The sequence below is a fragment of the Pseudarthrobacter sp. Hb11 genome (assembly GCF_059383655.1).
The window spans coordinates 342,637-369,172 of record NZ_JBWZCM010000001.1; the positions used below are offsets into that span (position 1 = coordinate 342,637).

25 protein-coding genes are annotated in these 26,536 nt (G+C 64.1%); 16 read left to right on the forward strand and 9 right to left on the reverse strand.

Going from position 1 to position 26,536, the window contains the following annotated elements; all coding sequences use genetic code 11:
* The first annotated feature begins 298 nt into the window (after positions 1-298).
* Positions 299-1,192 (forward strand): phosphoserine phosphatase SerB, encoded by an 894-nt coding sequence (serB, locus tag AC50X7_RS01645; protein ID WP_494977458.1) that lies wholly within the window; start codon positions 299-301, stop codon positions 1,190-1,192.
* Positions 1,193-1,339: 147 nt separating this feature from the next.
* Here the strand turns inward: serB and AC50X7_RS01650 are convergent, their stop codons facing one another.
* Positions 1,340-2,104, reverse strand: coding sequence for an SDR family oxidoreductase (locus tag AC50X7_RS01650; protein ID WP_494977459.1), 765 nt, complete (start codon positions 2,102-2,104; stop codon positions 1,340-1,342).
* A 127-nt stretch (positions 2,105-2,231) separates the two neighbouring features.
* The gene (locus tag AC50X7_RS01655) at positions 2,232-2,957 is read right to left on the reverse strand and encodes a beta-ketoacyl-ACP reductase (protein WP_163163647.1); all 726 of its coding nucleotides are present in this window, start codon (positions 2,955-2,957) and stop codon (positions 2,232-2,234) included.
* A 152-nt stretch (positions 2,958-3,109) separates the two neighbouring features.
* Here AC50X7_RS01655 and AC50X7_RS01660 point away from each other — a divergent pair, with 152 nt between their 5' ends.
* Genes AC50X7_RS01660 through AC50X7_RS01670 form a run of 3 tightly spaced genes read left to right on the forward strand, consistent with a single transcriptional unit; the run spans position 3,110 to position 4,686 of the window.
* A complete protein-coding gene (locus AC50X7_RS01660; protein WP_494977817.1) occupies positions 3,110-3,544 on the forward strand; it encodes a DUF3099 domain-containing protein in 435 nt (144 codons plus the stop codon).
* On the forward strand, positions 3,541-3,810 hold the full coding sequence (locus AC50X7_RS01665) for a hypothetical protein (RefSeq protein WP_494977460.1): 270 nt from the start codon (positions 3,541-3,543) through the stop codon (positions 3,808-3,810). The genes AC50X7_RS01660 and AC50X7_RS01665 overlap by 4 nt, the downstream gene beginning before the upstream one ends.
* On the forward strand, positions 3,811-4,686 hold the full coding sequence (locus tag AC50X7_RS01670; RefSeq protein WP_494977461.1) for an SURF1 family cytochrome oxidase biogenesis protein: 876 nt from the start codon (positions 3,811-3,813) through the stop codon (positions 4,684-4,686). It abuts the gene before it with no gap.
* A 7-nt stretch (positions 4,687-4,693) separates the two neighbouring features.
* Here the strand turns inward: AC50X7_RS01670 and AC50X7_RS01675 are convergent, their stop codons facing one another.
* Entirely contained in the window at positions 4,694-6,292 is a 1,599-nt protein-coding gene (locus tag AC50X7_RS01675; protein WP_494977462.1) for an ABC-F family ATP-binding cassette domain-containing protein, read from the reverse strand.
* A 367-nt stretch (positions 6,293-6,659) separates the two neighbouring features.
* Here AC50X7_RS01675 and AC50X7_RS01680 point away from each other — a divergent pair, with 367 nt between their 5' ends.
* The 5 genes from AC50X7_RS01680 to AC50X7_RS01700 all read left to right on the forward strand — a co-directional run bounded on the left by AC50X7_RS01680 (position 6,660) and on the right by AC50X7_RS01700 (position 10,816).
* Positions 6,660-7,343 carry a hypothetical protein gene (locus AC50X7_RS01680; RefSeq protein ID WP_494977463.1) on the forward strand — a complete coding sequence of 228 codons (684 nt, stop codon included), beginning with the start codon at positions 6,660-6,662 and terminating at the stop codon, positions 7,341-7,343.
* Positions 7,344-7,467: 124 nt separating this feature from the next.
* Entirely contained in the window at positions 7,468-7,890 is a 423-nt protein-coding gene (gene arfB, locus AC50X7_RS01685) for an alternative ribosome rescue aminoacyl-tRNA hydrolase ArfB (RefSeq protein ID WP_494977464.1), read from the forward strand.
* Between the two features lie 83 nt (positions 7,891-7,973).
* Complete coding sequence (locus AC50X7_RS01690; protein WP_494977465.1) at positions 7,974-9,038, forward strand: spore photoproduct lyase family protein; 1,065 nt, start codon at positions 7,974-7,976, stop codon at positions 9,036-9,038.
* A gap of 155 nt (positions 9,039-9,193) precedes the next feature.
* Positions 9,194-10,012, forward strand: a complete 819-nt coding sequence (locus AC50X7_RS01695; RefSeq protein ID WP_494977466.1) for a hypothetical protein — start codon at positions 9,194-9,196, stop codon at positions 10,010-10,012.
* Between the two features lie 267 nt (positions 10,013-10,279).
* Positions 10,280-10,816, forward strand: a complete 537-nt coding sequence (locus tag AC50X7_RS01700) for a hypothetical protein (protein WP_494977467.1) — start codon at positions 10,280-10,282, stop codon at positions 10,814-10,816.
* A 295-nt stretch (positions 10,817-11,111) separates the two neighbouring features.
* Here the strand turns inward: AC50X7_RS01700 and AC50X7_RS01705 are convergent, their stop codons facing one another.
* Both AC50X7_RS01705 and AC50X7_RS01710 read right to left on the reverse strand, forming a co-directional pair.
* Entirely contained in the window at positions 11,112-11,549 is a 438-nt protein-coding gene (locus AC50X7_RS01705; protein WP_494977468.1) for a VOC family protein, read from the reverse strand.
* Between the two features lie 254 nt (positions 11,550-11,803).
* A complete protein-coding gene (locus AC50X7_RS01710) occupies positions 11,804-17,230 on the reverse strand; it encodes a peroxidase family protein (protein WP_494977469.1) in 5,427 nt (1,808 codons plus the stop codon).
* Positions 17,231-17,729: 499 nt separating this feature from the next.
* Between AC50X7_RS01710 and AC50X7_RS01715 the strand changes: the two genes are divergently transcribed.
* The 6 genes from AC50X7_RS01715 to AC50X7_RS01740 all read left to right on the forward strand — a co-directional run bounded on the left by AC50X7_RS01715 (position 17,730) and on the right by AC50X7_RS01740 (position 21,785).
* Entirely contained in the window at positions 17,730-18,461 is a 732-nt protein-coding gene (locus AC50X7_RS01715) for a hypothetical protein (RefSeq protein WP_494977470.1), read from the forward strand.
* Positions 18,462-18,664: 203 nt separating this feature from the next.
* Complete coding sequence (locus AC50X7_RS01720) at positions 18,665-18,898, forward strand: hypothetical protein (protein WP_494977471.1); 234 nt, start codon at positions 18,665-18,667, stop codon at positions 18,896-18,898.
* A gap of 222 nt (positions 18,899-19,120) precedes the next feature.
* Complete coding sequence (locus AC50X7_RS01725; RefSeq protein ID WP_494977472.1) at positions 19,121-19,537, forward strand: CBS domain-containing protein; 417 nt, start codon at positions 19,121-19,123, stop codon at positions 19,535-19,537.
* A 240-nt stretch (positions 19,538-19,777) separates the two neighbouring features.
* The gene (locus AC50X7_RS01730; protein WP_494977473.1) at positions 19,778-20,422 is read left to right on the forward strand and encodes a biotin transporter BioY; all 645 of its coding nucleotides are present in this window, start codon (positions 19,778-19,780) and stop codon (positions 20,420-20,422) included.
* An 11-nt stretch (positions 20,423-20,433) separates the two neighbouring features.
* Complete coding sequence (locus tag AC50X7_RS01735; RefSeq protein WP_494977474.1) at positions 20,434-21,165, forward strand: energy-coupling factor ABC transporter ATP-binding protein; 732 nt, start codon at positions 20,434-20,436, stop codon at positions 21,163-21,165.
* Positions 21,162-21,785, forward strand: a complete 624-nt coding sequence (locus tag AC50X7_RS01740; RefSeq protein WP_494977475.1) for an energy-coupling factor transporter transmembrane component T family protein — start codon at positions 21,162-21,164, stop codon at positions 21,783-21,785. The genes AC50X7_RS01735 and AC50X7_RS01740 overlap by 4 nt, the downstream gene beginning before the upstream one ends.
* A gap of 15 nt (positions 21,786-21,800) precedes the next feature.
* Here AC50X7_RS01740 and AC50X7_RS01745 read toward each other — a convergent pair whose 3' ends face one another.
* Together AC50X7_RS01745 and AC50X7_RS01750 are read right to left on the reverse strand one after the other, a co-directional pair.
* The gene (locus AC50X7_RS01745; RefSeq protein ID WP_494977476.1) at positions 21,801-22,979 is read right to left on the reverse strand and encodes a thiolase family protein; all 1,179 of its coding nucleotides are present in this window, start codon (positions 22,977-22,979) and stop codon (positions 21,801-21,803) included.
* Positions 22,969-24,375, reverse strand: a complete 1,407-nt coding sequence (locus tag AC50X7_RS01750) for a class I adenylate-forming enzyme family protein (RefSeq protein WP_494977477.1) — start codon at positions 24,373-24,375, stop codon at positions 22,969-22,971. Before AC50X7_RS01750 ends, AC50X7_RS01745 begins: the two co-directional genes overlap by 11 nt.
* A gap of 59 nt (positions 24,376-24,434) precedes the next feature.
* Between AC50X7_RS01750 and ypfJ the strand changes: the two genes are divergently transcribed.
* Positions 24,435-25,313 carry a KPN_02809 family neutral zinc metallopeptidase gene (ypfJ, locus tag AC50X7_RS01755; protein ID WP_494977478.1) on the forward strand — a complete coding sequence of 293 codons (879 nt, stop codon included), beginning with the start codon at positions 24,435-24,437 and terminating at the stop codon, positions 25,311-25,313.
* A gap of 63 nt (positions 25,314-25,376) precedes the next feature.
* Here the strand turns inward: ypfJ and AC50X7_RS01760 are convergent, their stop codons facing one another.
* A complete protein-coding gene (locus AC50X7_RS01760) occupies positions 25,377-25,709 on the reverse strand; it encodes a metal-sulfur cluster assembly factor (RefSeq protein WP_104045508.1) in 333 nt (110 codons plus the stop codon).
* Positions 25,710-25,723: 14 nt separating this feature from the next.
* Entirely contained in the window at positions 25,724-26,512 is a 789-nt protein-coding gene (gene sufC / locus AC50X7_RS01765; protein ID WP_307095136.1) for a Fe-S cluster assembly ATPase SufC, read from the reverse strand.
* Positions 26,513-26,536: the final 24 nt, after the last annotated feature.

Consider the following 26,536-nt stretch of genomic DNA (forward strand, 5'->3'; position numbering starts at 1 on the left):
CAGTTGTCAAGACCCGCCGGCGACGCGGCTTGTCCTAAGGCTGCGCACCAACGTGGGAAGGATCAGTTCCGCGAATAGGAGTCACGGGAATGCTTGCTGCCGCCGGCCTTGAAACCGTCGCAAACGAGAGACGAACCGACCCTTGCCATCGGCCCCACGCAGCCGTCAGCGCGCGTCTCGCGACTCAGCCCGCCAGGCTAGGAATGGATTCAACCACGGCCTGGCGGGAGTGGCTCGAGCAGCACCATCCAGCGCAATGAATTCAAGGAGCGCCTCCCCCGCTACTAAGATTGCAGGCATGACTTCGAACGTGACTGCCGTCAGCTATGGCCTGAATGTGACCCCAACCGCGCTGGAGCAGCTGCGTTCCGTCTTCACGGCACAAGGCGCCGACGTGCTGTCCGAAAACGACCATGGCGACGCGCGCTACCAGGTCCACGTGGCTGAACTACAGCTTCCGGACGCAACTGAAGCAGGTCTCGCCGCGCTCCGGGGCGCCGTTGCCGAGGCATCCATCACCGGGCTCGACACCGCATTGGTTCCTGCAGGCCTCCGCGCGGCCGAACGCAAGCTCCTGATCCTGGACGTGGATTCCACCCTGATTCAGGACGAGGTCATCGAACTCCTTGCCGCCTACGCCGGCAAGGAGGAAGAGGTGACCGCCGTTACCGAGGCTGCCATGCGTGGCGAGGTGGACTTCACCGAGAGCCTTCTCACCCGGGTTCAGGTCCTCGCAGGGCTGCCGGCCGACGTCGTCCATTCCGTCTATACAGAAGTGAAGCTGAGCGAGGGGGCCGCCGAACTCGTGGCAGCTTTCAAGGCAGCGGGCCATGTGGTGGCTGTAGTGTCGGGCGGGTTCAACCAGATCCTGGAGCCGATTGCCGGCGATCTGGGCCTGGATTACTGGCAGGCGAATGAGTTGGAGATTGTCGACGGCGTCCTGACCGGCAAGGTGCTGGGCGCAGTGGTGGACCGGGCCGCTAAGGAAAAGTACCTGCGCGAGTGGGCAGCCAGCGAGGGTATCGCGCTGGAGCACACAGTGGCCGTGGGTGACGGCGCCAACGACCTGGACATGCTCGGGGCTGCCGGAATCGGCGTCGCCTTCAATGCCAAGCCAGCCGTGCTCGCCGTGGCTGATGCCGCCGTCACCATGCCGTACCTCGACGCTGTCCGCCACATCGCAGGCGTCTAATCCCTTATTACGAATAAACCGCGAGATGGGCCCACGCCCGCACGGTTCCCTGACCGAGCTTGCGAGGTTAGGGGGCGGGTGGGGACGTCGCGGCAGTGTCCGGAAGGAACATTGCCGCGACGTGTCATCTCGCGGTGTGCATGCAGCCTAGCTCGCGGGCTCGCCGGTGCCCTTGCCGAAGTAGTCTGCGCCGCCCGCGTATTCGGTGTGGCCCGACTCGACGTCGGCCGTAACCATCCCGGCCACCACCTCCGCGAACTCTTCAACGGAGTACAGCTTGCCTGCTTCCGCGCGGCGCGCTTCGATGGCGCCCGGAGTGGAGCGGTCCAGGAGCGTTGCGGTAACGGTGCCCTCGATCATGTCGCCGGACACCACCACCAGGGAGATGCCCTTCTCGGCCAGGCTGGGGATGAGTTCGCGCAGTGCGTCCTCCCCGGCACGCTTGCTGCGGGCCACGGGCTCGTAGGCCTCCATGGTGGGCACGGTGTTGATGAAGTGGGCCTGGTGGCTGGTGACGAACACCACGCGGGAGCCTTCACGCATCAGGGGCACTGCCGCGTTCAGCATGTTGATCTGGGCATCGCGGTTCAGTTTGAGCGCATAGTCCTCGCCCATGCCGGTTTCCATTCCGCCGGAGGCGTTCAGCACCAGGATGTCCAGCGTCCCGAAGTTCTCCATGGCGGCGGAGGCCAGGGCCTGGACACCTTCCTGCGTTGTGAGGTCAGCGCCCACGGCCACGGCACGTCCACCGGCGGCTTCAATCCCCTGCACTACCTTGTTGGCGCGCGGCGCCTTCTGGCGGTAGTTGACCACGACGGCGGCACCCTGGCTTGCGAGGTTCCTGGCTACGTCAGCGCCGATGCCGCGTGATGATCCGGTGACGATGGCGGTCTTGTTGTCCAGCAGTCCCATACGAGCTCCCTTTGTTCATAACGTCTAAATCCCTGATGGTCTGGAGTCCATCATGCCAGCGGTCGCTGATGAATCGCTTGTGTGACCTCCACAAAGAAGCACCCCGCGCCTAGTGCGCTGGAAGGGGTCAGTGGCCCATGCCCAGGCCGCCGTCCACGGGGATGACAGCGCCTGAGATGTAGGCGGCTTCCTCGCTGGAGATCCAGCGGACCACGTTGGCAACCTCGGTGGCCTCGGCAAAGCGGCCTGCCGGAATGCTGGACAGGTAGTCCTTCTGGGTGGCTTCGGGAAGTTCAGCGGTCATGTCCGTGTTGATGAAGCCAGGAGCCACAACGTTGGCGGTGATACCGCGCGAACCCAGCTCACGGGTCAAGGAACGGGCAATCCCCACCAGGCCGGCCTTCGAAGCCGAATAGTTGATCTGGCCGGGAGCGCCGTACAGGCCGGACACGGAGGAGATCAGGACAACCCGGCCCTTGCGCAGGCGGATCATGCCCTTTGAGGCACGCTTGATGACCCGGAACGCGCCGGTGAGATTGGTGTCGATGACCGACGTGAAGTCGTCTTCGCTCATACGCAGCAGCAGGGTGTCCTTGGTGATGCCGGCGTTGGCCACCAGGACCTCCACCGGGCCGTGGGCAGCTTCCACTTCCTTAAAGGCTGCGTCCACGGACGCCTCATCCGTGACGTCGGCCTTGACGCCCAGGATTCCCTCCGGCAGCTTCGACTCGCTGCGGTAGGTCACGGCAACCTTGTCCCCGTTGGCCAAAAACGCTTCCGCGATGGCCAGGCCGATGCCGCGGTTGCCGCCGGTGATCAGGACACTGCGGGGGGCGGTGGCTGCTTCAGTCATTTAAAAAGCTCCGGGTTTCTGCGGCGCGCTGAGCCGCTGTAGAAGGGGGTGATTTGGCTGACTTCGATCTTAGCGTCCGCCCACGGCCCGGTTTGGGTGCCACTGCCGTTGGTGAGAGAATTAACGCAAGCCTTTGGAGCGTGATAATCGCCGTGACCCTTGAAAACCATGCGGGACAGACCGCGCCCGGAGAGCCGGAGCGGTTCTCCGGCGACGCGGAAGTTCACAGCATCACGGACGCTGGCGCGGCCCATTCCGAGGACATGCGCCAGCGCATGATCAAGTACGCGGTGGCCATGGGTATCCGCATGGTGTGCCTGATCATGATCTTTGTGGTGGACGGCTGGTTTAAAATTATTGCGGTTGCCGGTGCAGTGTTTTTGCCTTGGATTGCAGTTGTTATAGCCAACGGCGATGACAAGGCCGAAGGCCACAGCGACCTGCTGCTGGATTCTGCGCCCTTGGCAGAGATTGAAAGCCCGCCCGCTCCGTCCGACGACGACGAGCACGGCAGCGAGGTCCTGCAGGGCGAGCTGATTATTGACGACGACGAAACACCATTCGGGCAGGAGCGGCGGGCATCATGAGTATTTTCGACTTCGCTGCAGGAGCGGGTCCCACCGCAGCGGAAGCCGCTGCGGTCTGCTCCCGGAAGGCGTGCCGGTCCCAGGCCTCCTGGCAGCTCCTGTGGAACAACCCGAAGATCCACACCTCCGAGCGCCGCAAGATCTGGCTGGCGTGCGGAGAGCACCGGGACTGGCTGGAGGACTACCTGCAGACGCGGGGGCTCTGGAAGGAAACAGTTGTGCTTGAGGCTGTTGCCCCTCTTGGTTCCCTGGAGCAGGACAACTGAATGTACCGTTTCCTCTTTTCCAGCAAGTGGCTGGGTTACCTTCTGCTGGCTGCCATCTTCGCTTCCGCCTGTGTTTTCCTGGGCCGCTGGCAGATGGACCGGCGCGCGGAGACCCTGGCGGAGATCAACCGGGTTGTCACCAACTACTCGGCGGCCCCTATCCGCTTTGCTGATGCCAGGGAACAGTTCGACCGGCTGGACCCCGCCATGGAGTGGACCCAGGTGGAGTTGAAGGGCTCGTACCTCATCGACGGGCAGCGCGTGGTTCGGAACCGTCCCCTTAACGGCCAGCCGGGCTACGAAGTGGTGGTCCCGTTCCGCCTGTCAACAGGCGAAACCGTGGTGGTTGACCGGGGGTGGCTGCCCATTGGCAGCAAAAATCCCGGTAGCCCCGACTCGGTGCCGGCTCCTCCGGCAGGTGAGATCACCGCCGTCGTCAGGCTGAAGCATCCGGAGCCGGACCTGCAGCGCGGCGCGCCGGAAGGCCAGCTGGCCTCCATCGACCTCGCCGCCTACTCAGCGCAGCTCGGGTATCCCCTGCTCACCGGGGCATACGGCCAGCTCGCCTCCGAGACTCCGCCAGCCGCGGAGATGCCGCTGCCGTTCCCGAAGCCTTCCACCGAGGAGGGCACGCACCTGTCCTACTCGCTGCAATGGTTCGCGTTCGGCGTGCTGATGTTCGTGGGCTTTGGATATGCTGCCCGCCAGCAGGCCCGCAACGCTGAAATTGACGCCGATGACGACGACGAGTCGTCAGAGGGTGTGCTCCATTCGGCTGCCGCGGCAGCCCGCCGTCGTCCGCCCGCACCGCGGAAGCGGAAGAGGGCGACGGCGGAAGAAGAGGAAGACGCCCTGCTCGACGCGCAGGGGTACTAGCGCACGGCTACGCCAGCGTGATCAGGTCCAGGTAATCTTCGTTCCAGTGGTCCTCGATACCGTCGGGCAGCAGGACGACACGCTCGGGGTTGAGGGCTTCGACTGCCCCTTCGTCGTGGCTGACCAGGACGACGGCGCCGCTGTAGTTCTTGAGGGCACCCAAAATTTCGGCGCGGCTGGCCGGGTCGAGGTTGTTGGTGGGCTCGTCCAAAAGCAGGACGTTCGCGCTGGAGGCCACGATGGTGGCCAGCGCAAGGCGCGTCTTCTCGCCGCCGGAGAGGACGCCGGCGGGCTTCTCGACGTCGTCGCCCGAAAACAGGAACGAGCCGAGGATGCCGCGCACCTCTGCGTCCTTCATGTCGGGAGCAGCGGAGCGCATGTTTTCCAGGACGGTACGGTCGACGTCGAGCGTTTCGTGTTCCTGGGCGTAGTAGCCCACTTTCAGGCCGTGTCCGGCGATAACGTCGCCGGTGTCAGGCTTGTCCACGCCGGCCAGCATCCGCAGGAGGGTGGTCTTGCCGGCGCCGTTGAGGCCAAGGATGACCACTTTGGAGCCGCGGTCGATAGCCAGGTCCACGTCGGTGAAGATCTCCAGCGAACCGTAGGACTTGCTGAGGCCTTCGGCTGTGAGCGGCGTCCGGCCGCAGGGCGACGGGTCCGGGAAACGCAGGGCTGCCACCCGGTCCTGCTCGCGGACGGCCTCCAGCCCGCTCAGCAGACGCTCGGCGCGCTTGGCCATGTTCTGTGCGGCGACGGCCTTGGTGGCCTTGGCGCGCATCTTGTTCGCCTGATCGAACAGGACCTGGGCTTTCTTTTCAGCGTTGGCGCGTTCGCGCTTGCGGGCACGCTCGTCGGTTTCGCGCTGCGTGAGGTAGCGCTTCCAGTCCATGTTGTAGAAATCGATCTGTGCGCGGTTGGCGTCGAGCAGGAAGACCTTGTTGACGGTGGCCTCGAGCAACTCGGTGTCGTGGCTGATCACGATGAGCCCGCCCTGGTGGTTTTTCAGGAAGTCACGGAGCCAGGCGATGGAATCGGCGTCGAGGTGGTTGGTGGGTTCGTCGAGGAGCATGGTCTCGGCGTCCGAGTAGAGAATCCGGGCGAGCTCCACACGGCGCCGCTGGCCACCGGAAAGGGTTTTGAGAGGCTGGTTCAGCAGGCGGTCCGGCAGGGCGAGGTTGGAGCAGATTGCCGCTGCCTCGGCTTCGGCTGCGTAACCGCCGGCCGCCAGGAATTCGGACTCGAGCCGGTCATAGCGGTTCATCGCCTTGCGCTGTACCGCAGCATCCTCGCTGGCCATCTCTTCGTGGGCGAGGCGGAGCTTGCCGACGGCGATGTCGAGGCCGCGGACGGACAGGATGCGGTCCCGTGCGAGCTGCTCCATGTCCGGGGTGCGGGGATCCTGGGGCAGGTAGCCGATCTCGCCGGTGCGGGTAACTTTGCCGGCGGCAGGGAGGCCCTCCCCCGCGAGCACGCGTGTAAGCGTCGTCTTCCCGGCACCGTTGCGGCCCACCAGGCCGATCTTGTCTCCCTTGTCGATGCGGAAGCTCACCTGGTCCATCAGGAGCCGGGCGCCGGCGCGCAGTTCAAGATCCTGGACAGTAATCACAGCAGGTAAAGCCTTTCACAGCAGGGATAAGCCGCAACCCAGAGCGTCTGTGGTGGGCGTGGGCGGCAATGGCCGGAGAACGGCCCATCCAAGTCTACCGTCCGCGCCTTCTCCGCAGAACCGCGGCAGGGTGGCAGCCAGGGCACTGACTGCGCCAGCGGCTGCGGCCATGGAAGAACCTCGTGGCGGTCGAGGACATTGCCCAAGGATTTCCCAAGCGCCGCAGGCCAAGCTTGCACAACATTAGAGCCCCGGTGTTGAGACCACGGGATCAGGGCAAGTAGACCGGCGGAAGAGGCGCGATGTCGCTCACTCCTCCTTTCCGGCCAGCAGGATGACCCTACTCCGCGACTACATGGGAGACGACATGAATTCTCAACCAAACCATTTCACTAATCGAGGCCTAAGCCGCCGCCAGTTCGGCTTGGTGCTGGGTGGTGGCGCTTTCCTGCTGCTGGCCGGCGGTACCTATGGAGTTGCCGGGCGCAATCCGCAGAACACAACCATTAGCGTGGCCACGGGATTTGGATCCCTGGCCATTGTTCAGGCCGGACGCCTTGCCCGGCTCGATGTCCAAGGGCAACCTGCTTTCAAGACCTTGGCGGCCGCTGCTTCGCGCATGAAGGCCGGTGGGGGCATCGGGGGCGGCACGCAAATCCAGCGTGTCAGCACTGCGGGACAGCCCGGTGCCGACGTACATGGCCACGACGCCGGATCGTTGGGTGACCCCGCGGGGCCGGTACCGCTGAACCTCACCTGGGCCGACGTCGTGGTGCTCGAAGTGCAACTTCAGAATGCCGGGGCTGAGCCGGTGCTTTTCAGTCCGGGGCAGCTCCGGTTGAAGCTGGGCTCGTCGACTGTAACGGTTACTCCGCAGGACTCCGACCGTAATCCCGGGCCGATAGCACCGCACTCCTCGGAGCACCTACTGATCAGTTACCTGGCGCCGCGCGATTCCCCGGAGCTGGAGCTGGACTACTCTGACGAGCAGCAGGACCGTACCTACCGGCTGGCTCTGCCGCCCCTGACCACGAACGAGGCGAAGTCTTGAAAACATTGGACTTCCATTTCTACATGGGTTGCAGCGCGAAGGTGGACGGCCTCAGGGTGATGGCGACCCGCACGGTGGCAGTTACCGCCTCGTGAAGCTTCCGGATCCATGCAACGCTGGTTGCATGGATCTGGAGGTGTCGCCCGAGCTCACGATTCCCGCGGCTGAACTCGAGTGGCGGTTTTCGCGTTCGTCCGGGCCGGGCGGTCAGCATGTCAACACCTCGGACAGCCGCGTGCAGCTCTCCTGGAACGTCAGGGACTCCGCTGTACTTTCGGGCGGCCAACGGACGGTTCTGGTCCGGCGGCTCGGATCCCGTTTCGTCTCCGGAGCGCTTACTGTTACGGCGTCGGAGCACCGCTCCCAACTCCGCAATCGCGAGATCGCCCTGACCAAACTCGCCCACCTTGTGGCAGGGGGCCTTGCTCCTGAAGTGCCTGGCCGCCGGGCGACAAAGCCCACCCGCGGATCGAACCGGCGCCGGCTCGCGGCTAAGGAAAGGCGGTCTGCAACGAAGCAGCAACGGAGGCGGCCAACCGCCGATTAGACACCTGACATGTTCGCCGCGAAGCCATGATGCCGTGGGCTTAATCTCCGGCGGCATCGTCACCGTCTTGGGAGAATGAACTGATGGAATTCAACCGGCTTTTGCAGATACGGCGCATCTACGCGCAGCCTGCTGCGCTGGAGCTTCCCAGGGGCAAGGAGATCATCGAACGCTGGCCGGACGCCGACGTCGTGCTGGTCGACAATCATTGGAACATCCCTGAAGTCCACGGTGATGAAACGAACGTTCCTCGCTGGTCCCGGATCAAGACGGAGTCGCTGGTCCTCGGCGTCAAGAAGGCGCTGACCGTCAAGCCCAACGGCAGGTCGGCAGATTTTATTGCCCCCTCAACCGCGAACGGCTGTGCGATGGCATGCGCTTACTGCTACGTGCCCAGGCATAAGGGGTACAGCAACCCGGTGACCGTGTTCGCGAACATCGGCCAGATCGCCGGGGCGCTCGAGCGGCACGTCACTCGCCAGGGCATGAAGCTTGAACCCAACCAGTGCGACCCCGAACTGTGGGTTTACGACATCGGTGAAAACAGCGACTGCTCAGTGGACGCGTTGATCAGCGACAACGTGGAGGATCTCGTCGCGCTTTTCCGCGATCTGCCTACCGCCAAGCTGTCCTTCGCCACCAAGTACGTGAACCCGGCGATGCTCAGCTGGGACCACGGCGGCCACACCAGGGTCCGCTTCTCGCTCATGCCCGCGGATCAGGCGAAGTCCATTGACGTTCGGACTTCGCCGGTGGCTGAACGCATGGCCGCCATCAACGACTTCGTCGATGCCGGGTATGAAGTGCATGTGAACTTCTCCCCCGTCATTATCACGGACACCTGGCTCAGTGATTGGGAGCAGCTGCTGCGCCAGCTCGATGCCGCCCTGACACCGGCCGCAAAGGCCCAGCTCGCGGCTGAAGTCATCTTCCTGACCCACAACGAGCGGCTCCATGAGGTCAACCTTGGGTGGCATCCGCAAGCCGAAAAGGTGCTGTGGCGTCCGGACCTTCAGGAATCGAAGGTCTCGTCCAACGGCTTCACCAACGTCCGCTACCGTTCAGGAAGCAAGGGGCGCTATGTGCGGCAACTGACCGCGCTCATTGAGGAGATAGCGCCTTACTGCCGCATCCGCTACGCCTTCTGACGTCCGGGGCGGAAAACGACGTGGCCCCGCCTTAGCAGGGTTCCTCACGGTCTGCGGTACCGCACCGCCTCCTCCCGAATTGGCGCTGTGGCCTCCAGTATTGGGGCCCCATCCCCTGCCCGGGTCCGACGGCAGCGCGCTAGACTGGACCGATCATGATCGGTGCCCGTACCCGACTTCTGGCCTGGCTCATTGCCCTGGCGGCCTTCCTCGTGGGCTGCGCGCCCTCGATCGGTCTCGATGATGCCGACCCTGAGCGTCCCACCACCGCGTCTCCTGCCCCGCCAGCCGCGGGCCACGTGGCCCTCGCCCCCGAATCTGCCCCGGCCCCCAGCCCGGCGCCAGTTACGACACCTACCCTGGTGCCGCCCCGGCCGTTCGCCTTCAACCTCTACCAGGAGGGTGACTTCGTGCCGCAGTACACCTTCGACTGGTGTGTTGCGGCGAGCATCCAGATCGCGCACAACCTCATCGACGACACCGGAGGGGGCACGTGGGCCGATTCCGGCCACCAGGGCGAACTGTGGGAAATGGCCCGGGCACGGTCGTCCAACTCGTTCAACGGTGCCAACCCAATGGGCTGGGCACAGGTGCTGACCGAAGCTGGAATGGGGCCGTACTCCGTGGTCAGCGTCGCTGACTACGACGATGCGCTGCGGACGGCGGCGCGTGCCATCGCTGAGACGGGCCGGCCAGTAGGGCTGGTCATGTGGAGCGGCCGCCACGCGTGGGTGATGAGCGGGTTCGAGTCGCTTGGCGATCCGATGCAGTTCCCGAAGTTCTCGGTGACGGGCATCCGCGTCCTGGATCCGTTGTACCCGCACGGCAGCGGGCGATGGGGTCCATCACCTGCCCCCAACAGCCTGCTTACCCCAAAGCAGTTGGCCACGCAGTTCGTTATCCGGGAGCCGCGGCGCTGGAGCACCGACCTTCCGACCGGCTACATGCTGGTGCTGCCACGAGTAAAGGCCTGATCCTCGGCTTCGAGGATGCTGGACTTCACCGCACCAAGCGAAATTTCCCCCGAGCCTCCCTACTACCCGCGCGTAACGTAGCGATGTGTTCTGGAGTAGGCGCATACTGGATACGCCGCTCAATTCGATGGACAATTATTCGTCCGAGCAGCCCATTCACCGGCGTTTCCCGGGGAAATCTGCCGGCATCCTGGCGAAGGTGGGGAAACTCCCACGCTTCGCATCCCTTACAGAAGACAATGGTCTCAGAGGGGTAGAAGAGCAACAATGAATCGCACCAAGACGGGGCTTCTGTCGATGGCCGCCGCTGCAGCACTTGCCCTCGGCCTTGCTCCCGGAACTGCGGTGGCCCATGGAGGATCCGGGCACGGCGGCTCGGACCACAGCGACGACTGGCGGGACAATGACGATCAGCGCCGGCTGGTAAGAATCCTGCGCCACGTTACCGACGACTACCGCTGGCTGGAGAATGCGAAGGAAGACGGCTACAAAAAGATCACTGAATGCATCGAGCATCCCCGTGAGGGGGCCATGGGCTTCCACTACGCGAAGCAGGGACTGATCGATAGCAAAACCGACGCCCGGAAGCCTGAGGTTCTCGTTTACATGCCCAACAAGTATGGGCGGTACAAACTGGTAGCCGCTGAATTCATATCGACGGCGGCCAAGCGGCCTTCGATTGCCGGCATCAAATTCGAGAACGGGCCGTTCCCCGGCTCCTTCGCGCTCCACGCGTGGGTGTGGAGGGACAACCCGAACGGTATGTTCGCCGCCTACAACCCGGACCTGCACTGCCCGAAGTAGGGCTTTCCCTAGGGAAGATTGCGTCCATGACCAGCGGATATTACGCCGCGCCGCGCAGCAGCCCTCCCCCGGTAACGCCGGTTATCTGGCCAGCCTGACCGGGGGAAGTTGCGCGGCACATCAGTCCGTAAGATCTGGAAGATTCGTCTAGTTTGATCAATTCGCGTAGTACCGGAGTGGGGCGCCAACATTTTCCTGCCCGGTACGCGACCGTTATTCGAACGACTCGTTCTGCCCCTTTTCGGCAAGCCGCTGGAGTTGCCAGTATTTCCCTGCCTGCGGGGCTATGCGGCCCTCAGTTTTTCTTGAGTTCCTCGGCGAGCATCACAAGGATGCCGCTGGGACCGCGGACATAAGTGAGCTTGTACACGTCCTGGTAGGTCGCCACGCCCCGAAGCGGATGGCAGCCGTGCCTCGCGGCTATCTCCAATGCTTGGTCCAGGTCATCGACGGAGAACGCTACGCGGTGCATGCCGATCTCGTTAGGACGAGTGGGCTCCGACTCGATCGCTTCGGGGTGAATGTACTCGAAGAGCTCAAGGCGACCGTGACCGTCAGGCGTTTGGAGCATAACTACTTTGGCGTGGTTGCCGTCCAGGCCGACGGCAGTGTCGGTCCACTCACCACTGACCGTGTCACGGCCGACGACCGTGAGACCGAGGTCGGTGAAAAAGGAGATCGTTGCTTCAAGGTCGCGAACGGCGATGCCGACGTTCTCAAATTTGATGGCCATGCGCTGCACGTTACCGAGCCAGGCCGAATACCTCCAGTAGTCCCTGAAACGGACGTGACAGTGTTGAACAGATCGAAGACCCCAATGGCATAACCATCGCCCACGTCCCTGCATGGATCCCGGCGGCACAAAACCACACCCGGGCCTCCCCCGCGCTGCGGCCGCGCGGTGTGGTGGAAGGTCCGGGTGTGGTGCTATGGGGAGCGGCTGACGGGTCCTTGTGGAAACTGCGAGCCACCCAAGGGAGGGGACCGCTATAGTCCGGTTCCCGTGGTAAACGTCCAGGATCGGGTCATGAACGGGTTACCGGCCAGGTCGCGAACGGCCGATGTCCCACCCGTGACAGTCACCCGATACTGCGTATTTGTGAGCAGCGTTCCCGTTGGGTTGATGGTCAGCCCACGGTTTGAAGTGTTGAACGCCATCGTCGCAGGAATGACTGCACCTGTGGACACTCTCGTCAGACGAACCGTGGTGGAGTTGAACCCAGTGATGTTCTCGCTGAAGAACGCCGTCAGGTTGCCGTTTCGGGGTTGTCCAGTAGCACCTGCACCACGGAAAATCGAAACAATGGTCGGGACTGGGCCCGTGGTGAAAGTCCAACTGCGGGTGGCGAGCGGGTTCCCCGCCAGGTCGCGAACAGCCGATGCTCCGCCAGTCACGGTGATCCGGTACTGGGTGTCATTCAGCAGCGAGCTGTTCGGGTTGATGGTCAGCCCGTGGTTTGCTGTGTTGAAAGTGAGCGCCGCAGGCAGCACCTCGCCGTTGGACACCCGCGCGAGCCGAACCGTGGTGGCATTGATCCCCGTAAGGTTTTCACTGAAGAAAGCCGTCAGATTGTCATTCACGTTCGCCCCCGTTGCACCCTCTCCACGGAAGACCGAAGTAAGGGTGGGTGCGGGGCCGGTGGTGAACGTCCACGTCGTAGGTGCAACCGTGTTGCCTGCCATGTCCCTAATCCCGGAGATAGCCGCAGTGTACGTGCTGTCAGGCAGAAGGTCTGCTGACGGATTCACCGTCGCCGTCCGGTTCGTAGCGTTGTAGGTTACAACCGCAATAAGGGGAGTACCCGTAGTGTTGTTGTTTCCGAGCCGCAGGGCGAACGTTGAGTTACCAACGTTCGTAACCGCTTCACTAAACGTCGCAGAAACGTTGCTCGTCGAGCTCACTGCGAAGGTAGCCGGACCCGGCGTCCTCGACGTGATCGTCGGAGCAATATATTCAGTGAGGAGAGTCAAGGGGCCGGACGGTGCCGAGAAGTCGCTGATGCCGTGTTCGTTCTCGGCTGCGACCCGGAAGCGGTATGTGGATCCATTGGTCAGTCCGGTCAGCACCAGGCTGGTGGCGTCCGCGCCAGCAAGCCGGTCAGCACCGACCTGCACGTTAGCAGAATCGAAAACCCGCACGCGAAAGCCCGTAGCCAGGCCCCCTGCAGCCGGCGTGAAGCTGACCGTCGCCTGGCTGTCGGCTCCGACTGCCGAGACTCCGGTAGGAACACTCGGTACAACTGAGTCCGCAAAGACCAGGGTTTCGATGTTCCGGAGGGTGTCCGTTCCGTCTGGGCCGGCGTTGTTGTGGGTCACCGTGGTTACCCCGTTCTCTTCCGTGACGGTGTAGTTCACCTCGATGTCGGAGAACACGGCCTTGTCCGTTCCACCACTGGTGGAGAGGATTTCCCTCACTGCCTCGATGTTGCCAGGGTCGACCTTGCCCGCATAGACGTCCGCCTGGAGGGTGGCCCCGGTCAGGGCACCGGCCTCGTTCTTCAGGTACTGGGCCGTCATACCCGTGGCACTGCCGATCACTTCGCCGGCGTCGTTCTTGACGCTGAGCCGGACGTTCAGGTAGCGGTCACCATCGATGATGTCGTTGCCTCCACGGCCTTCGATGATGTCGCTGCCGCCGCCGCCGAGGAGGATGTTGCCGTCGGCCCAAGCCATGGCGTTCTCCGAGGAGTCCAAAATCGGGCAGCTCTGGGAGGCCGAGGCGGCAATAACGTCCGCGATGCGGGTGGTCCGGACTTCTTCCGGCACCAGTTCGCTGAGGCCGGCGATACGGTTCACCCCGTGCACATCCAGGACGTTGCAGCCGATAAAGCCTTCGCCCCCGAGTTCGCTCGGGATGATGTCGTCGCCCCGCAGCTTGTCATTCAGGGGGCCTCCGGAGAGCGCCTCCACTTCGTTGTAGCGGTCGCGGACGCCTATCTGGAGGATATCCAAAGGCAGGATCTGCAGGTTGAGGTCAGCGTCCTGCGGCTGTGGATCATGCAGGCCGATTTCCCAGTCGTAACCGGAGCCACCAGCGGCCTTTTCGATGCCCGGGCCTGCGAGGCCGATGTCGTCCCCGCCTTCCATGTCGTAGTCATCGTCACCGCCCTGGCCAATCAGGATGTCGTGGCCCGGCTTTTCCGAATCGTCCAGGAAGAACAGGTTGCTGGAGTCACCGATCAGCAGATCAGGGCTTTCGCCGCCTTCCATCCAGTCATCGCCGCCACCGGCGATGACTGCGTCCATGCCCTTGCCGGCAATGGCGAAGTCATTGCCTTCACCGGCGAAGGTTTCATTGTCGTTCTCCCCGCCGTTGGTGAAGTCACTGCCGTCACCGCCCATCAGGATGTCCAAGCCCGGGCCGCCGTCGATCGCGTCGTTGCCCGGGCCGCCCTTGTGGATGTCGTCGCCGGCGAAGTCAGTGATGATGTCGCTGCCTTCGCCGCCGAGCGCGACGTCGGCCCCGTCGCCGCCCTCAATGATGTCGTTGCCTTCGCCACCCCAGAAGGTGTCATTGTCGACGCCACCGTAGATACGGTCGGCTCCTGCGGTGCCGTTGTAAACCCCTTGGCCGTTAATGCCGGCGGGGTCCTCGGAGTTTGAGGCGCGGTACTTGATCGTGCCGTCGGGCATGCGGATAAGAAGCGCGGTTTCGTTGCACTCCGAGTCCGCGTCGTCCGCCACGGTATTGCCGGAGAGCGTAAAACCATCCCGGGTGCCGGCCAGGTTCTTCAGTTCGAACTTGCAGTCGGCGGTGGCGAAGGCGTCCGCCTTCAGCGCCTGGGCGTTGGTGTTCCGCATTACCAGTTCAGCGAAGGAGTTGCCTTCCAGCTGTGCCCGCAGGTTCATGCCAGGGGTACGCGCCAAGTAGTACAGACGGTCCCCGTTCTGCAGTTCAGTCATCTGCTTCTCAAACACGTAGTTGAACGTGCTGCCCAGCAGCCCGCCGAACAGGTTGGTCCGTTCCGCCAGGCCGCCGACCCAAAGGTCGACGTCTTCAAGACCCGTCCTTGTCGATCCTTCTGCATCTGCCCATGTTTCACCGATACCGTTCATGAACGCTGCAGCGTCCTCCGGTGGAACATCCCCTGCGATGGTATCCGGGTTGACGATGGCGCGGGCAGCTGCGCGCTTGGCTGCCAGCGTGGATGCCCCAGTGATGGTGGGGTGCTTGCCGTAGGCCGCCACGAAGTTGATCAGGGACTGGGGGTGCTTGAGGTTCTCCCCGAAATCGATCCAGTTCACGTAGGGCTTGAGCTGGCCGTCGTTGGTGGCCTCGTGGATTTCCTTACGCAGCGCATTCAGTCTGGGGATGCCTTCAGAGCGGGCGCGCGTGATGTTGATGGCGGCGAGGTCCAGAGGGAGGCCCAGCAGGTTGTTCCGCAGGGTTTCCGTGACGTATTCGTCCAGTTCGTTGCCGGCCTGGTCCGACATGCCCATGACGACGCTGCCCGCAGCCTGCTCAGGGGTCAGCTTGCCGGCATCGCCGCCGTCAAAGTAGGCCGGCGGATTCAGGAAGCCCTCCAGCAGTGAAATGTCATTCACCGAACCGGCGATGTCATCCGAGGTCCCGTAGGTCCCGTCGGTTCCGGGTTTGTGTTCGTTGCGCCGGGAGATGGTCTCGGTGAGCATCGAGTGGCCGAACCGGTAGACGGCGTGGGCAAACTCGGCCGTGACGGCCGGGTTGATATCGGTTTCGGTGAAGGCGAATGGCTGGAACGGGTTGATGGCCGGCTGTACCTTGCGTGCGAAGTCCTCGAACACAATGTGCTGGTATTCCATCTCCGTGATGAAGCGGGCTGCCTGGAAGATGCGCTCCCCGTAATCGAACGTGGACCCGCTGACCGCCTCATAGCTGGCGCGAAGTGCGGCATTCTCCGGCTTCGCCAGCGTGGCTTTGACGTCATCGACAAGCCGGTCGTGCTCTGAATGGAAAACCTGGTGAATGGCAGTCAGGCCGATGTTTTCGTTGACACGCCCGTCACCGGCAATGAAGTGGGCGTTGAGCATCTCATCGTCGTACGTACCCGCGGGCTGGCTGGCAAAGTCAGCCGAGGCCGTCGAATCCTCGTCCGGCTGTGGGGCAACAGGCGGGGTGTCCGGTCGGTGGTCCGTGTCCTTGGCCGACGGGTCGGCATTATGCGCGATATCGGTCAGGAACGGGGTGTTGAAGTAACGCACGTTTGCCGGCACAAGGGTCCCCGCGCCTCCGTTGGCAGCCGGGTCGATTTCCACTTCCCCTGTTGCCGTTACGAACTTCGGGAAACCGTTGGCTCCCGGAATGAAATTCCCGTAAAGGTCGACGGCCAGCATCGGAACGTTAAGGACGTCTTTGTCCAGCAGTTGGATGCCGAGCATCTCGCGCGCCTGCTTTTTCGTGGATTCCCACGTAGCCATGCCGCTTGCTTCCGGCGTGCCGGGCATGCCCCCGAGCATCTTGCCGGTGGACACGGGCTGGCCGGCAGCGTTCTTGGCGTATTCGCGCAGGAAGACCTGGTGGGAGGCGTGTGAGGTGTAGGTCTGGCTCTGATCCACCCATGGGGAGTCCGTGTTCAGGGCGTCCTGCACGTCGTCGCTGGTGTCGTTCGGAGTGCCGTTGTCCTGGTTCTGGCCGCGGGTGAGGACCATGAAACGGAGCTGAGGGGGAAGGTTATCGGCCGTAGTGGCGATGTTGTGGTCCGGCCCGGCGATCAACGGATCATCGGCCTTCAGTGGTACGTAAACCGTTCCTCCTCCCTTCACCGTCTGGTCGATGCCGTGGTCGAAGAACTGCCCGAACAGGGTGAACATCGAGTTGTAGGGTGGCGACAAGCCGACGTCGGTGGTGACGTTGGGGATAAAGAGCGTGCTGTGGGACGGGACGCAACCGGCCGGAGCAGCTGCCACCGGCGGTTCAGCGAGCGGATCGGGGTCCGTGGTGCAGGGCTTGACACCTTCATTGCCCTGAGTGCGCACGGGATTGCCGGCAGCCGAAACGGCGGCCGGGTTGGTCGACGTCTGGTCCACGATCAGGTTGCTGATGACGCGCGGCTGGGAATCGAAGACGTCCCCGGATTTCTGTGAGTAGCTCGTGTCCACCGCCGTTCCGCGCGGATTGGCAGTGCCGCTTTCAGCGTCACGGAACGACTTGGACGTCAGCCGGGGGAATACCAGGTCGGCGGCGCCGAAGGTTTCCTGGCCGGGCTGGAGGTTGTTGCAACTCCCGTCCACGGTCCGGAGACCGAACGACAGCAGGGGGCTGGCCAGCTGGTTCGGGCCGGTGCCCACGAGGGCGCCGCAGGGCCCGGTTTCCGACGTCGTGTTCACGACGTGGGCCTCGGCAATTTTGATCTGTTTCAGGATGAAGGACAGATCCGAGGGAGTTACGGTGAATCCGGCGCCGACAGGTGCCTGTACCGCGTTGGCCGCCACCACAGGCAATCCCATCGCCGCGGGCATCACAAGTGTGGTTGCCGCCGCAACCACCCTGAAGGAAACCGGCTGCTGACGTCGTTTGTTGCGTCGCAGCTGCCGGTTCAAAGGCACATCGGTGAGGGCTGCGGATCGACTTTGATCCGCGCCGCTGTCTGACTTCCAGCCAAAGAGTTTCAAGGCACACCTACCGCTAGGAGGGGGGATAGAACGGTGCCATCGTCGGATGGGAGCCTCGTAAAAACCTTGTGCCAACGGCTGGTTGGCACGTGAAGCACCCAATCCGGGGTTCCAATCGACCGATTTATGCACAAGGGTGCTGTCGCCAGTTGAAAGCGACAGTCGCGCAGTGCACGGCCCAAGGCTGGTATCGTTATGTGTTCGTAACAATCTCGACTGAATTGCGTGTGAGTATATGCCTCCGGAATCCGCTAATGACGACAAGCCAAAACAGTTCCTTGGGCTAAGTGGCACCCAGACTATTGGCTCGGCTTTGGCCGCGGTGACCTCCGCATTGGTTGGGTCCTTCCTTGGCGTTGCCGGAACACTCATCGGAGCCGCCCTCGGCTCTATTGTTGCCACAGTAGGCGCCGCGCTTTATGCCCGAACACTGAGTTCGGCCGCCACCATGGCACTCACTAAAATCCCTCAGCGAGGCAGGCAGGGCCGGCAAGCTGACGACGGCGACGTACTCGCCGCCGTCGCTCCGGCCGGGAGTGGCGAACTTCAAGCCAAACCTGCGGGTAAGCGGCTCACCCTCAGGACCTGGATCAAGGTCGGGGCAGCCAGTGCTGCCGCATTCGTTCTTGCGATGGTCGGTCTCACCGCGGTCGAATTCGGCACCAATCAGCCCATCTCCAGCCTTGTCTCCTCGACGTCGAGCATCGACGACGGTGCGGCCGAGCGCACGACCACGCTCGGTACAGCATTGAGCGGCAACACGGCTGTCCCTGGCGAGACAGACACACCGACTGAAAACGTGGGGCAAGTCCCCGGGCAAGTCGAGAACAGCCCGCACGAAGAAGGTGGCCTGACAACGGACGACAACTCCGGTAGCGGGGACAGCGGCTCGATCGGAACCGAAGATCCGGGAGCGAACGAAGTAGGCGACACCCTGCCAGCGGACCCCGCCCCCGAAACCGAACAGGGCCTGGAGCCTGCCCCCGGGACCGAACCAACCTCGGAATCTGAAATCTTTTCGGATCCGGGATCGGCCGAAGAGACCACACCGTGAGAGCAGAGATGGGGACAATGGCCGGATGCTTGGGGTCCCTCCCGCGTTCCCGCCAAGACTCAACTCCAGGCATCTTTTTCGGAACAGCCAGGGGTCTGTCGGGACGATTCACACGGATCTAGAATGGAGCCGTCCGCGATGCTCATAGGGCGGCGCTGCTGAGCGGATACCGAAGTGCGGGTACATGTCGGGAAGGGCCAGCCATGGGCAGTGCGTCGGGGAAACCGAATCAGGCGCTATCCGAAGGGGCCCCGGCGAGCCCCCTCCCCGCCCTGCGGATCCTCGCCCGCACCGAAGTCGTCGTCATTGGCCTGGTCCGCATCCTGAGCCGCCTTATCGCCCCGAAGCCTGCTGGTCCCATCCTCAGGACGGGTTTCGGCATGCACCGCGCGGCACCTCTGGTGCTCAGCGAAGCCTTTGTCGAGGCCGCACGATAGCCCGCTTTGAAGCAGAAGCTGCAAAAGGGAAGGAGGCGGGTTATTCAGGAGACCCGGGACAGAGCTGTATTTCAGTGCCAGGCAGGTCGAGGTGGCCTGCGGAAATTCATCGACTTTGTCGAATCACGCGGCAAGAGGAACCGGTCGCGGATTCTGAAGCCGGGGGAAAACCCCGATACCGGGAATGCCTGCCCCCGGGCGCAAGCTAAAGAGGAGAATGCCATGACCACAGCACGTGAAATTATGACCGGCGGCGTTGAATGCATCGGTGAAAAGGAGACGTTGGAGGCAGCGGCACGGAAGATGAAAGACCTAAACGTCGGCGCCCTGCCTATTTGTGGAGAGGACAACCGCCTCAAGGGCATGATCACGGACCGGGACATCGTGATCAAGTGCTTTGCGGAGGGCGGAGACCCACGTACGGCGAAGGCCGGGGATTTTGGTCAGGGCAAGCCGGTGACAATAGGCGCCGACGATTCCATCGAAGAAGCGATCAGGGTAATGGGAGAACATCAGGTGCGCCGGTTGCCGGTCATTGACGGCCATGACCTGGTGGGGATACTTACCCAGGCGGACGTTGCTCGCCACTACCCGGAGGACAGGGTGGGGGAACTTGTCGAACTCATCTCCTTTTACTGACGCGCCAAGGGTTGTTCTCGGACAAGTCCGAGGTAATCGCACCATTCGATGTCTGAATTAGTTCCCGGTAGCGTCTGACCCCGGAAAGCCCGCAGGTCCCCCAACGGTGGGCTTTCTTTGTGCCCACCCCTCAGCGGCCGGTGTCGCCTTTAGTAGGGCATCTACAAAATAGCGGCACGCGACCCCCAGTAACGTCGGCAGTACATTAGATTCCGCTTGTACAACCCCGACAGGACCACCATGAGTAACACCGACACTGCCGTCAAAAACTCCATCCCCAGCCGGCGCCGCCGCTGGAACGCCACCGACCTCGGGCTGATCGCCGTCTTCGCTGCCCTCGTCGCGGGCGCCGCGCTCGTGCCCGGACTGGCCGTCAACGGCTTCGGCGTCCCCATCACCTTCCAGACCCTTGCCGTGATGCTCACCGGACTGGTCCTTGGCCCGGGACGCGGCTTCGCCGCCGTCGGACTCTACGTCCTCCTTGGGCTCGCCGGCTTGCCCATCTTCAGCCAGGGCCGCAGCGGCCTGGGCATCCTTGCAGGCCCCTCCGCTGGGTACATCATCGCCTTCCCCATCGCCGCGCTGGTGGTCGGATGGCTGGCCACCGTGGTGATCCGCAGGATCACCAAAACCCGCGCCCTGTGGCTGTTCCTGTCCGCCACCATCACCAGCGTTGTGTTCGTGCACTCACTCGGCATCGCCGGGATCGTCCTGAACACCAAGGCCACCCTCGAACAGGCCTTCCTGAGCGATGTCGTCTTCTACCCGGGAGACGTGGTCAAGAACATCCTCGCGGCGGTTATCGCCGTCGCCCTCCACCGCGCCTTCCCGGACATCCTGGTCCGCCGCGTGCGGCGGAGCGTGCCCCGGCTCACGAAGGCCTGAGGCGAACACCGATGCCGGTAGTCACCTTTGACCAGGTAACAGTTGCAGTCGAAACGGACCACAGCGCGGAGCCGAAGGTCCTTCTTGACGCACTCAACCTCAAGCTCAAGGAACGCCGCGTTGGCGTTATCGGCGCCAATGGCTCCGGGAAGTCCACGCTGCTGCGCCTGGTCAACGGCCTCGTGCAGCCCACGGCGGGCACGGTCTCGGTCGACGGCGACGATACAGTCCGTGCCGTCCGGAACGTCCGCAGGAACGTCGGCTTTGTCTTCACCGATCCACTATCCCAGCTGGTGATGCCCACAGGCCGGGAGGACGTGGAACTGTCACTGCGCCGCACCATCAAAAACGGCGCGGAGCGGCGCAGCGCGGCCGAGACCGTCTTGGAGCGGCTGGGGCTTCTGCGCCTCGCCGACCAGAGCATCTACGAACTGTCCGGCGGCGAACGCCAGCTGATGGCGCTCGCCGCCGTACTCGCCGTGGACCCCGCCGTACTGGTGCTGGATGAGCCGTCCACCCTCCTGGACCTCCGCAACCGGGAACTCCTTCGCAAAACGCTGTACGGACTGGAACAGCAGATCATCATGTCCACCCATGACCTCGACCTCGCCCCGGAATTGGACCGGGTACTGGTCATCGAAGACGGAAAGGTCGCGTTCGACGGCGGCCCGGCGGAGGCTGTGGCAGCGTACCGTACCCTATGCACAAACGGCCTGCAGGCCCACGAACCGGGCAGCCGATGAGGGGCCACGGCTTCCTCCTGGCCAACTACGTGCCGGGGAATTCCTTCATCCACCGGTCACCGCTGGCGCTGAAGTTCCTCCTGGTGTTCGGCTGCGGCCTAGCGTCGTTCATCATCCAGGACTGGCGTATTTCCGGCGCGGTACTGGCAGGGCTCGTCGGCCTCTTCCTGCTGACGGGCGCCGGAGTCAAACGACTCTGGAGCGCCGTCCGCCCGCTCGCCGCCGTCCTGCTGATGATCGGACTCTTCCAGTGGTGGCAGCTGGGAGCACCCATTGCGGCCCGTATCGTCCTGAACATCCTGGTGTGCGTGGTGGCGGCGTCGCTGCTGACCGCCACCACCCCGGTGCAGGCGCTCCTGGATGGAGTGGTCAAAGCGGTGGGTCCGTTCAAGAGGTTCGGTGCGGATCCCGAGCGGTTCGCCCTCACCATCGGCATCATGCTTCGGAGCATCCCCTACATCGCCGGTACGTTCGCCGACGTCAGGGATTCAGCCCGGGCAAGAGGGCTGGAGCGCAATCCGCGCGCCCTGATCCTGCCGGTCTTCATCACTTCCGTGGCCTTCGCCCGGCAGACAGGTGAGGCGCTCGCCGCCCGCGGTCTGGGCGAAGCCGAGGACTAAAACCCAACAGGCGGTCTACAGGCGCTCGTACCGCAGCAGCGCAGCCGTGCCCATGCCGCCGGCGATGCTGATCATGGCCAGTGCCAGGGTCTCCGGTCCCCCGGCCCTGCGGGCCTGGGCCAGCAGACGGGTCACCAGGACAGCACCCGACGCGCCGTACGCGTGGCCCAAAGCCAGCGCCCCGCCGTCGAGATTCACCAACTCCGGGTCAATCCCCAGCTCGTCAAGGCAGGCAAGGGTCTGGGACGCGAACGCCTCATTGAATTCCACCAGGCCCAGCTCATCCACGCCCACGCCCGCCGCAGCCAGCACGTTGCGGGCTGCAGCGGCGGCACCGACACCAAGCAGCTGAGGGTCCACCCCCGCCGTCCCCGTACCAAGCACGAGCAGGCCGTCCGGCACCCCCAGGTCCCGTGCCCGCTGCAGGGACGTGATGACGACGGCGGAGGCGGCGTCCGCGTCGAAGCAGGAGTTTCCCGCGGTGACAGTTCCCCCGTCCACGAAGGCGGGCGGGAACCGTGCCATCACCGCGGCAGTAAGCTTGCGCCGCGGCCCGTCATCGGCACCAACAGTCCCGGCGCTGGTATCCAGCGGGACCAGCTCGCCGTGGAAAGTCCCGGCTTCTGCGGCGGCAAGAGCCAAGCGGTGGCTGCGCAGGGCGAACGCGTCCTGCCGTTCCCTGCTCACGCCGAACCTTCGCGCCACGTCTTCCGCGGCGACACCCATATCCGGGTCACCGTAGCTGTCCGGGACAAACTGGGCCCGGGCGTAGAACTCCGGCACGCCGTCGTCGTTCCGGTGCGCACGCAGGGGGGCGGTACTGGTGCTTTCCACTCCCCCGGCAAGATACAGCGGATTGCCGCCAGCCGCCACCAGCCCGGCGGCGAGCACTATCGCATCCAGTCCGGAGCCGCACTGGCGGTCCACCGTAAGCCCGGGAACGCTGACCGGCAGGCCCGCTTCCAGCAGGGCAAGCCTGGCTACGTTTCCGCCCCCGCCCACCGCATTGCCGATCAGCACATCGGTGACAGCGCCCAACGCCATCCCCGGACCCGCCACGAGCTCCCGCAGCACCGGCGCCAGAAGCTCGTGGGCCCGGAGGTAACGCAAAGCGCCGTTGCCGCGGCATACAGGAGTGCGGCGGGCCGCGACGATGACGGGCTGGCGGTCCGGCGGAAGGAGCTCAGGCGCCAAGGTTCCGGATCCTGTGGTCTCCCGAGCTGATCCAGTCCAGCAGCAGCTTCCGGCTGACTTTGCCGCGGTCCGTGGTGGGCAGTTCGGTCACCGCATAGTACTGAAGCGGCCACTTGTCCCGGGCCAGGATGTTCTCCAGTCCCGCCTTCAGCTGGGTTGCAGTAACAGCACCGGCGGAGGGAACGATGCCGGCCACCACCCGCTGGCCCCGAAGGTCGTCGGGCATCCCGGCGGCGACGGCAGCGGCAACGCCAGGCACGGCTGCCAGCGCCAGTTCCACCTCGTGCGGATAAACGTTTTTGGCGGCAGTGAGGATCATGTCCGCACGGCGCCCAAGGATGTGCAGCTCCCCCGCCTCGACGTAGCCTTGGTCCCCCACGGTGAACCAGCCGTCAAAAGACCGCAACGCCTCGCCGTCATCGCCCCAGAGGTAGCCGTTGCTGACCATCGCGCTGCGCACGCAGATGTTACCGGCGGCCCCGTCCGGAAGCCGCGTCCCGGCGTCGTCCAGGATCCTCACGTCCACACCGGGAAAGGGTCGCCCGATGCCCGTCCCGCCCATTGCCGCGGCTGCCCCGGCAGGAAGGCCCACCCCCGACACAAAGCTCAGCTCCGAGGCGCCGTAGTACTCGAAGATGGTGGCGTTCGGCGCCCAGCGGCGTGCCGCTTCGAGGGTCCGGGCGTCAAGCTTCGAGCCGGCGCAGATGATGGTGCGCACCCCGGACCCGTCTACGCATCCCGTGAGGCCCCGCTCGCTCAGCATCCTCAACATGGTGGGCACCAGCACCAGGCGGGTGACGCGGTCATGCGTGATGGCCGCGTGGATGTCGCCGACGTCGAACGTTTCAAGGGTCTGGAATTCCGTGCCGGCGTAGAGGCACTCGGCCAACGCGTAAAGGTTCAGGCTCGCGGCCAGCGGACCCGGGGCCAGCGTCACATCGCCCGCGCTGAGCCCGAAGAACTCGATCGACGCGTCGAAGGATTCCTGCCAGGACCGCCGGGACCGGGTGAAGGCCTTTGGGACCGACGTGGTGCCGGACGTGAGGCCAATGAGGAAGGTGGCCTCCGGCGCTCCGTCAGCCAGGTCATCGTCCGGGGACACCGCTGCGGGCTGCGCGGCTGACTCGGCGCGGCGGCTGATATCCTCCTGCAACGAGGCAGGCCAAGCGGGATCGAGCACTGCGCACTGGCGCCCGCCGGCCAGGGCCGCTGCGAACTTCACAGTGAAATTTACCGAGTTGGCCTCAGACAGGGCCGTCACCGCCTTGGTCTCGGGGACCAGGCCGGCGGCTGAATCGCGGAGTTCCGCCCAGGTGAGGCGGTGACCGGCAACCACGACGGCGGTGTCGTGCGGCCGTTCTTCGGCCCAGCGCTGGATTCGGTTGAGGAAAGGCATCGGATCAACTTTACCGGCATGCACCGCTTGAGATTCAGGTCCATGGGTATTGTGACTTTATGAGTTTCAACGACAATGTGCAGCTGGATCCGTCGCAGGTCCAGGACCGGCGAGGCATGGGCCGCGGAGTGAAGGTGGGTGGCGGCATCGGCGGCGGGCTCATCCTGCTCATCGCCACGCTCCTGGGTGTCAACCCGCAACTCTTGGAGGGCCTGGCAGGGGCCGGGCAGGAGCCTCAAAGCCAAGGGACCGCGCCTGCCTGCGACCGGGGGGCGGATGCGGACGCCCGCGTGGACTGCCGCATCACCGGCACCGTCAACAGCCTGAACGCGTTCTGGCCCGCCTATCTGCAGCAGTACGACGTGCAGTACCCGCGGCCCAAGACGGTGCTCTTCGAGCAGGGGGTCAATACCGGCTGCGGTACGGCTTCCAGCGCTGTTGGTCCGTTCTATTGCCCGGCCGACACCACCGCCTACTTCGATCCCGGCTTCTTCCAGGAACTCGTGGACCGCTTCGGTTCCTCGGGCGGTCCGCTGGCGCAGGAGTACGTGGTGGCGCACGAGTTCGGGCACCACATCCAGAACGTCCTGGGGAACCTGGACCGGGCACAGCAGGACCCGCAGGGCCCTGAGTCCGGCGCCGTCCGGGTTGAACTTCAGGCCGACTGCTACGCCGGATTGTGGGCCAAGCATGCATCTACCCAGCCCGGTCCGACAGGCGAGCCGTTCCTGGAGGCGCTCACCCAGCAGGACCTGAACGATGCACTGTCCGCCGCCTCTGCCGTCGGTGATGACCGGATCCAGGAGGCAGCCACCGGACGGGTCGCCCCCGAAGCATGGACGCACGGCTCCAGCGAGCAGCGCCAGCGTTGGTTCTACAAGGGCTACAACACCGGCGACATCAGACAGTGCGACACCTTCTCCGCGCGCACCCTTTAACGATCGCGACGACGGCCGGTTACCCTCCGCAGGGAAGGTAACCGGCCGTCGTCGTAAGCGGTGTCAGATGTTGAAGCCGAGGGCCCGCATCTGGTCTTTGCCGTCGTCGGTAATCCGTTCCGGACCCCACGGCGGCATCCACACCCAGTTCAGGCGCCAGTCATCAACGACGCCGTCGAGGGCCTGGCCAACCTGCTCCTCGAGGACATCGGTGAGCGGGCAGGCCGCAGTGGTCAGGGTCATGTCGATCAGCAGCGCGCCGTCGTCATCGGAGTACTTCAGTCCGTAGAGCAGGCCGAGGTCCACAATGTTGACGCCGAGCTCGGGGTCGATGACATCCTTCAGCGCCTCTTCGACGTCCTCAAGGCTCGTGCGGGACACGTTGATTTCGGTCATGGCAGGTTCCTTTACTAGGCCTGTGCGGCGGCGGGCGCAGCGGCAGTGCCGGAGCCCTTGGCGTAGCGGTCGTAGCCTTCTTCTTCCAGGCGGTCGGCCAGCTCGGGGCCGCCTTCCTCAACAACCTGGCCGTCCACAAACACGTGCACGAAGTCAGGCTTGATGTAGCGCAGGATCCGCGTGTAGTGCGTGATGAGCAGTGTGCCCATGTTGCCATCGGCGTGGGCGCGGTTGACACCCTCGGAGACAACCTTCAGCGCGTCAACGTCCAGGCCGGAGTCGGTCTCGTCCAGGACGGCGAACTTGGGCTTGAAGAGTTCCAGCTGCAGGATTTCCACGCGCTTCTTTTCGCCGCCGGAGAAGCCTTCGTTGACGTTGCGCTGGGCGAAGTCGGCGTCGATTCGCAGCTGCTCCATGGCAGCCTTGACGTCCTTGGTCCACGTGCGGAGCTTCGGGGCTTCGCCGTCGATCGCGGTCTTGGCGGTGCGCAGGAAGTTGGTCATGCTGACACCGGGGACCTCCACCGGGTACTGCATGGCGAGGAAGACGCCGGCGCGGGCACGCTCGTCAACGCTCATTTCCAGGACGTCTTCGCCGTCGAGGGTAATGGAGCCGCTGGTGACGTTGTACCGCGGGTGGCCTGCGATGGTGGAGGCCAGCGTGGACTTGCCGGAGCCGTTGGGGCCCATGATGGCATGGGTTTCACCGGTCCGGATGGTCAGGCTGACGCCCTTCAGGATTTCCTTGGTGCCCTGCTCCGTCTCAATGCTGACGTGCAGGTCCTTGATCTCAAGAGTAGACATGTGTCTTGTTCTCCTCTGCACCGT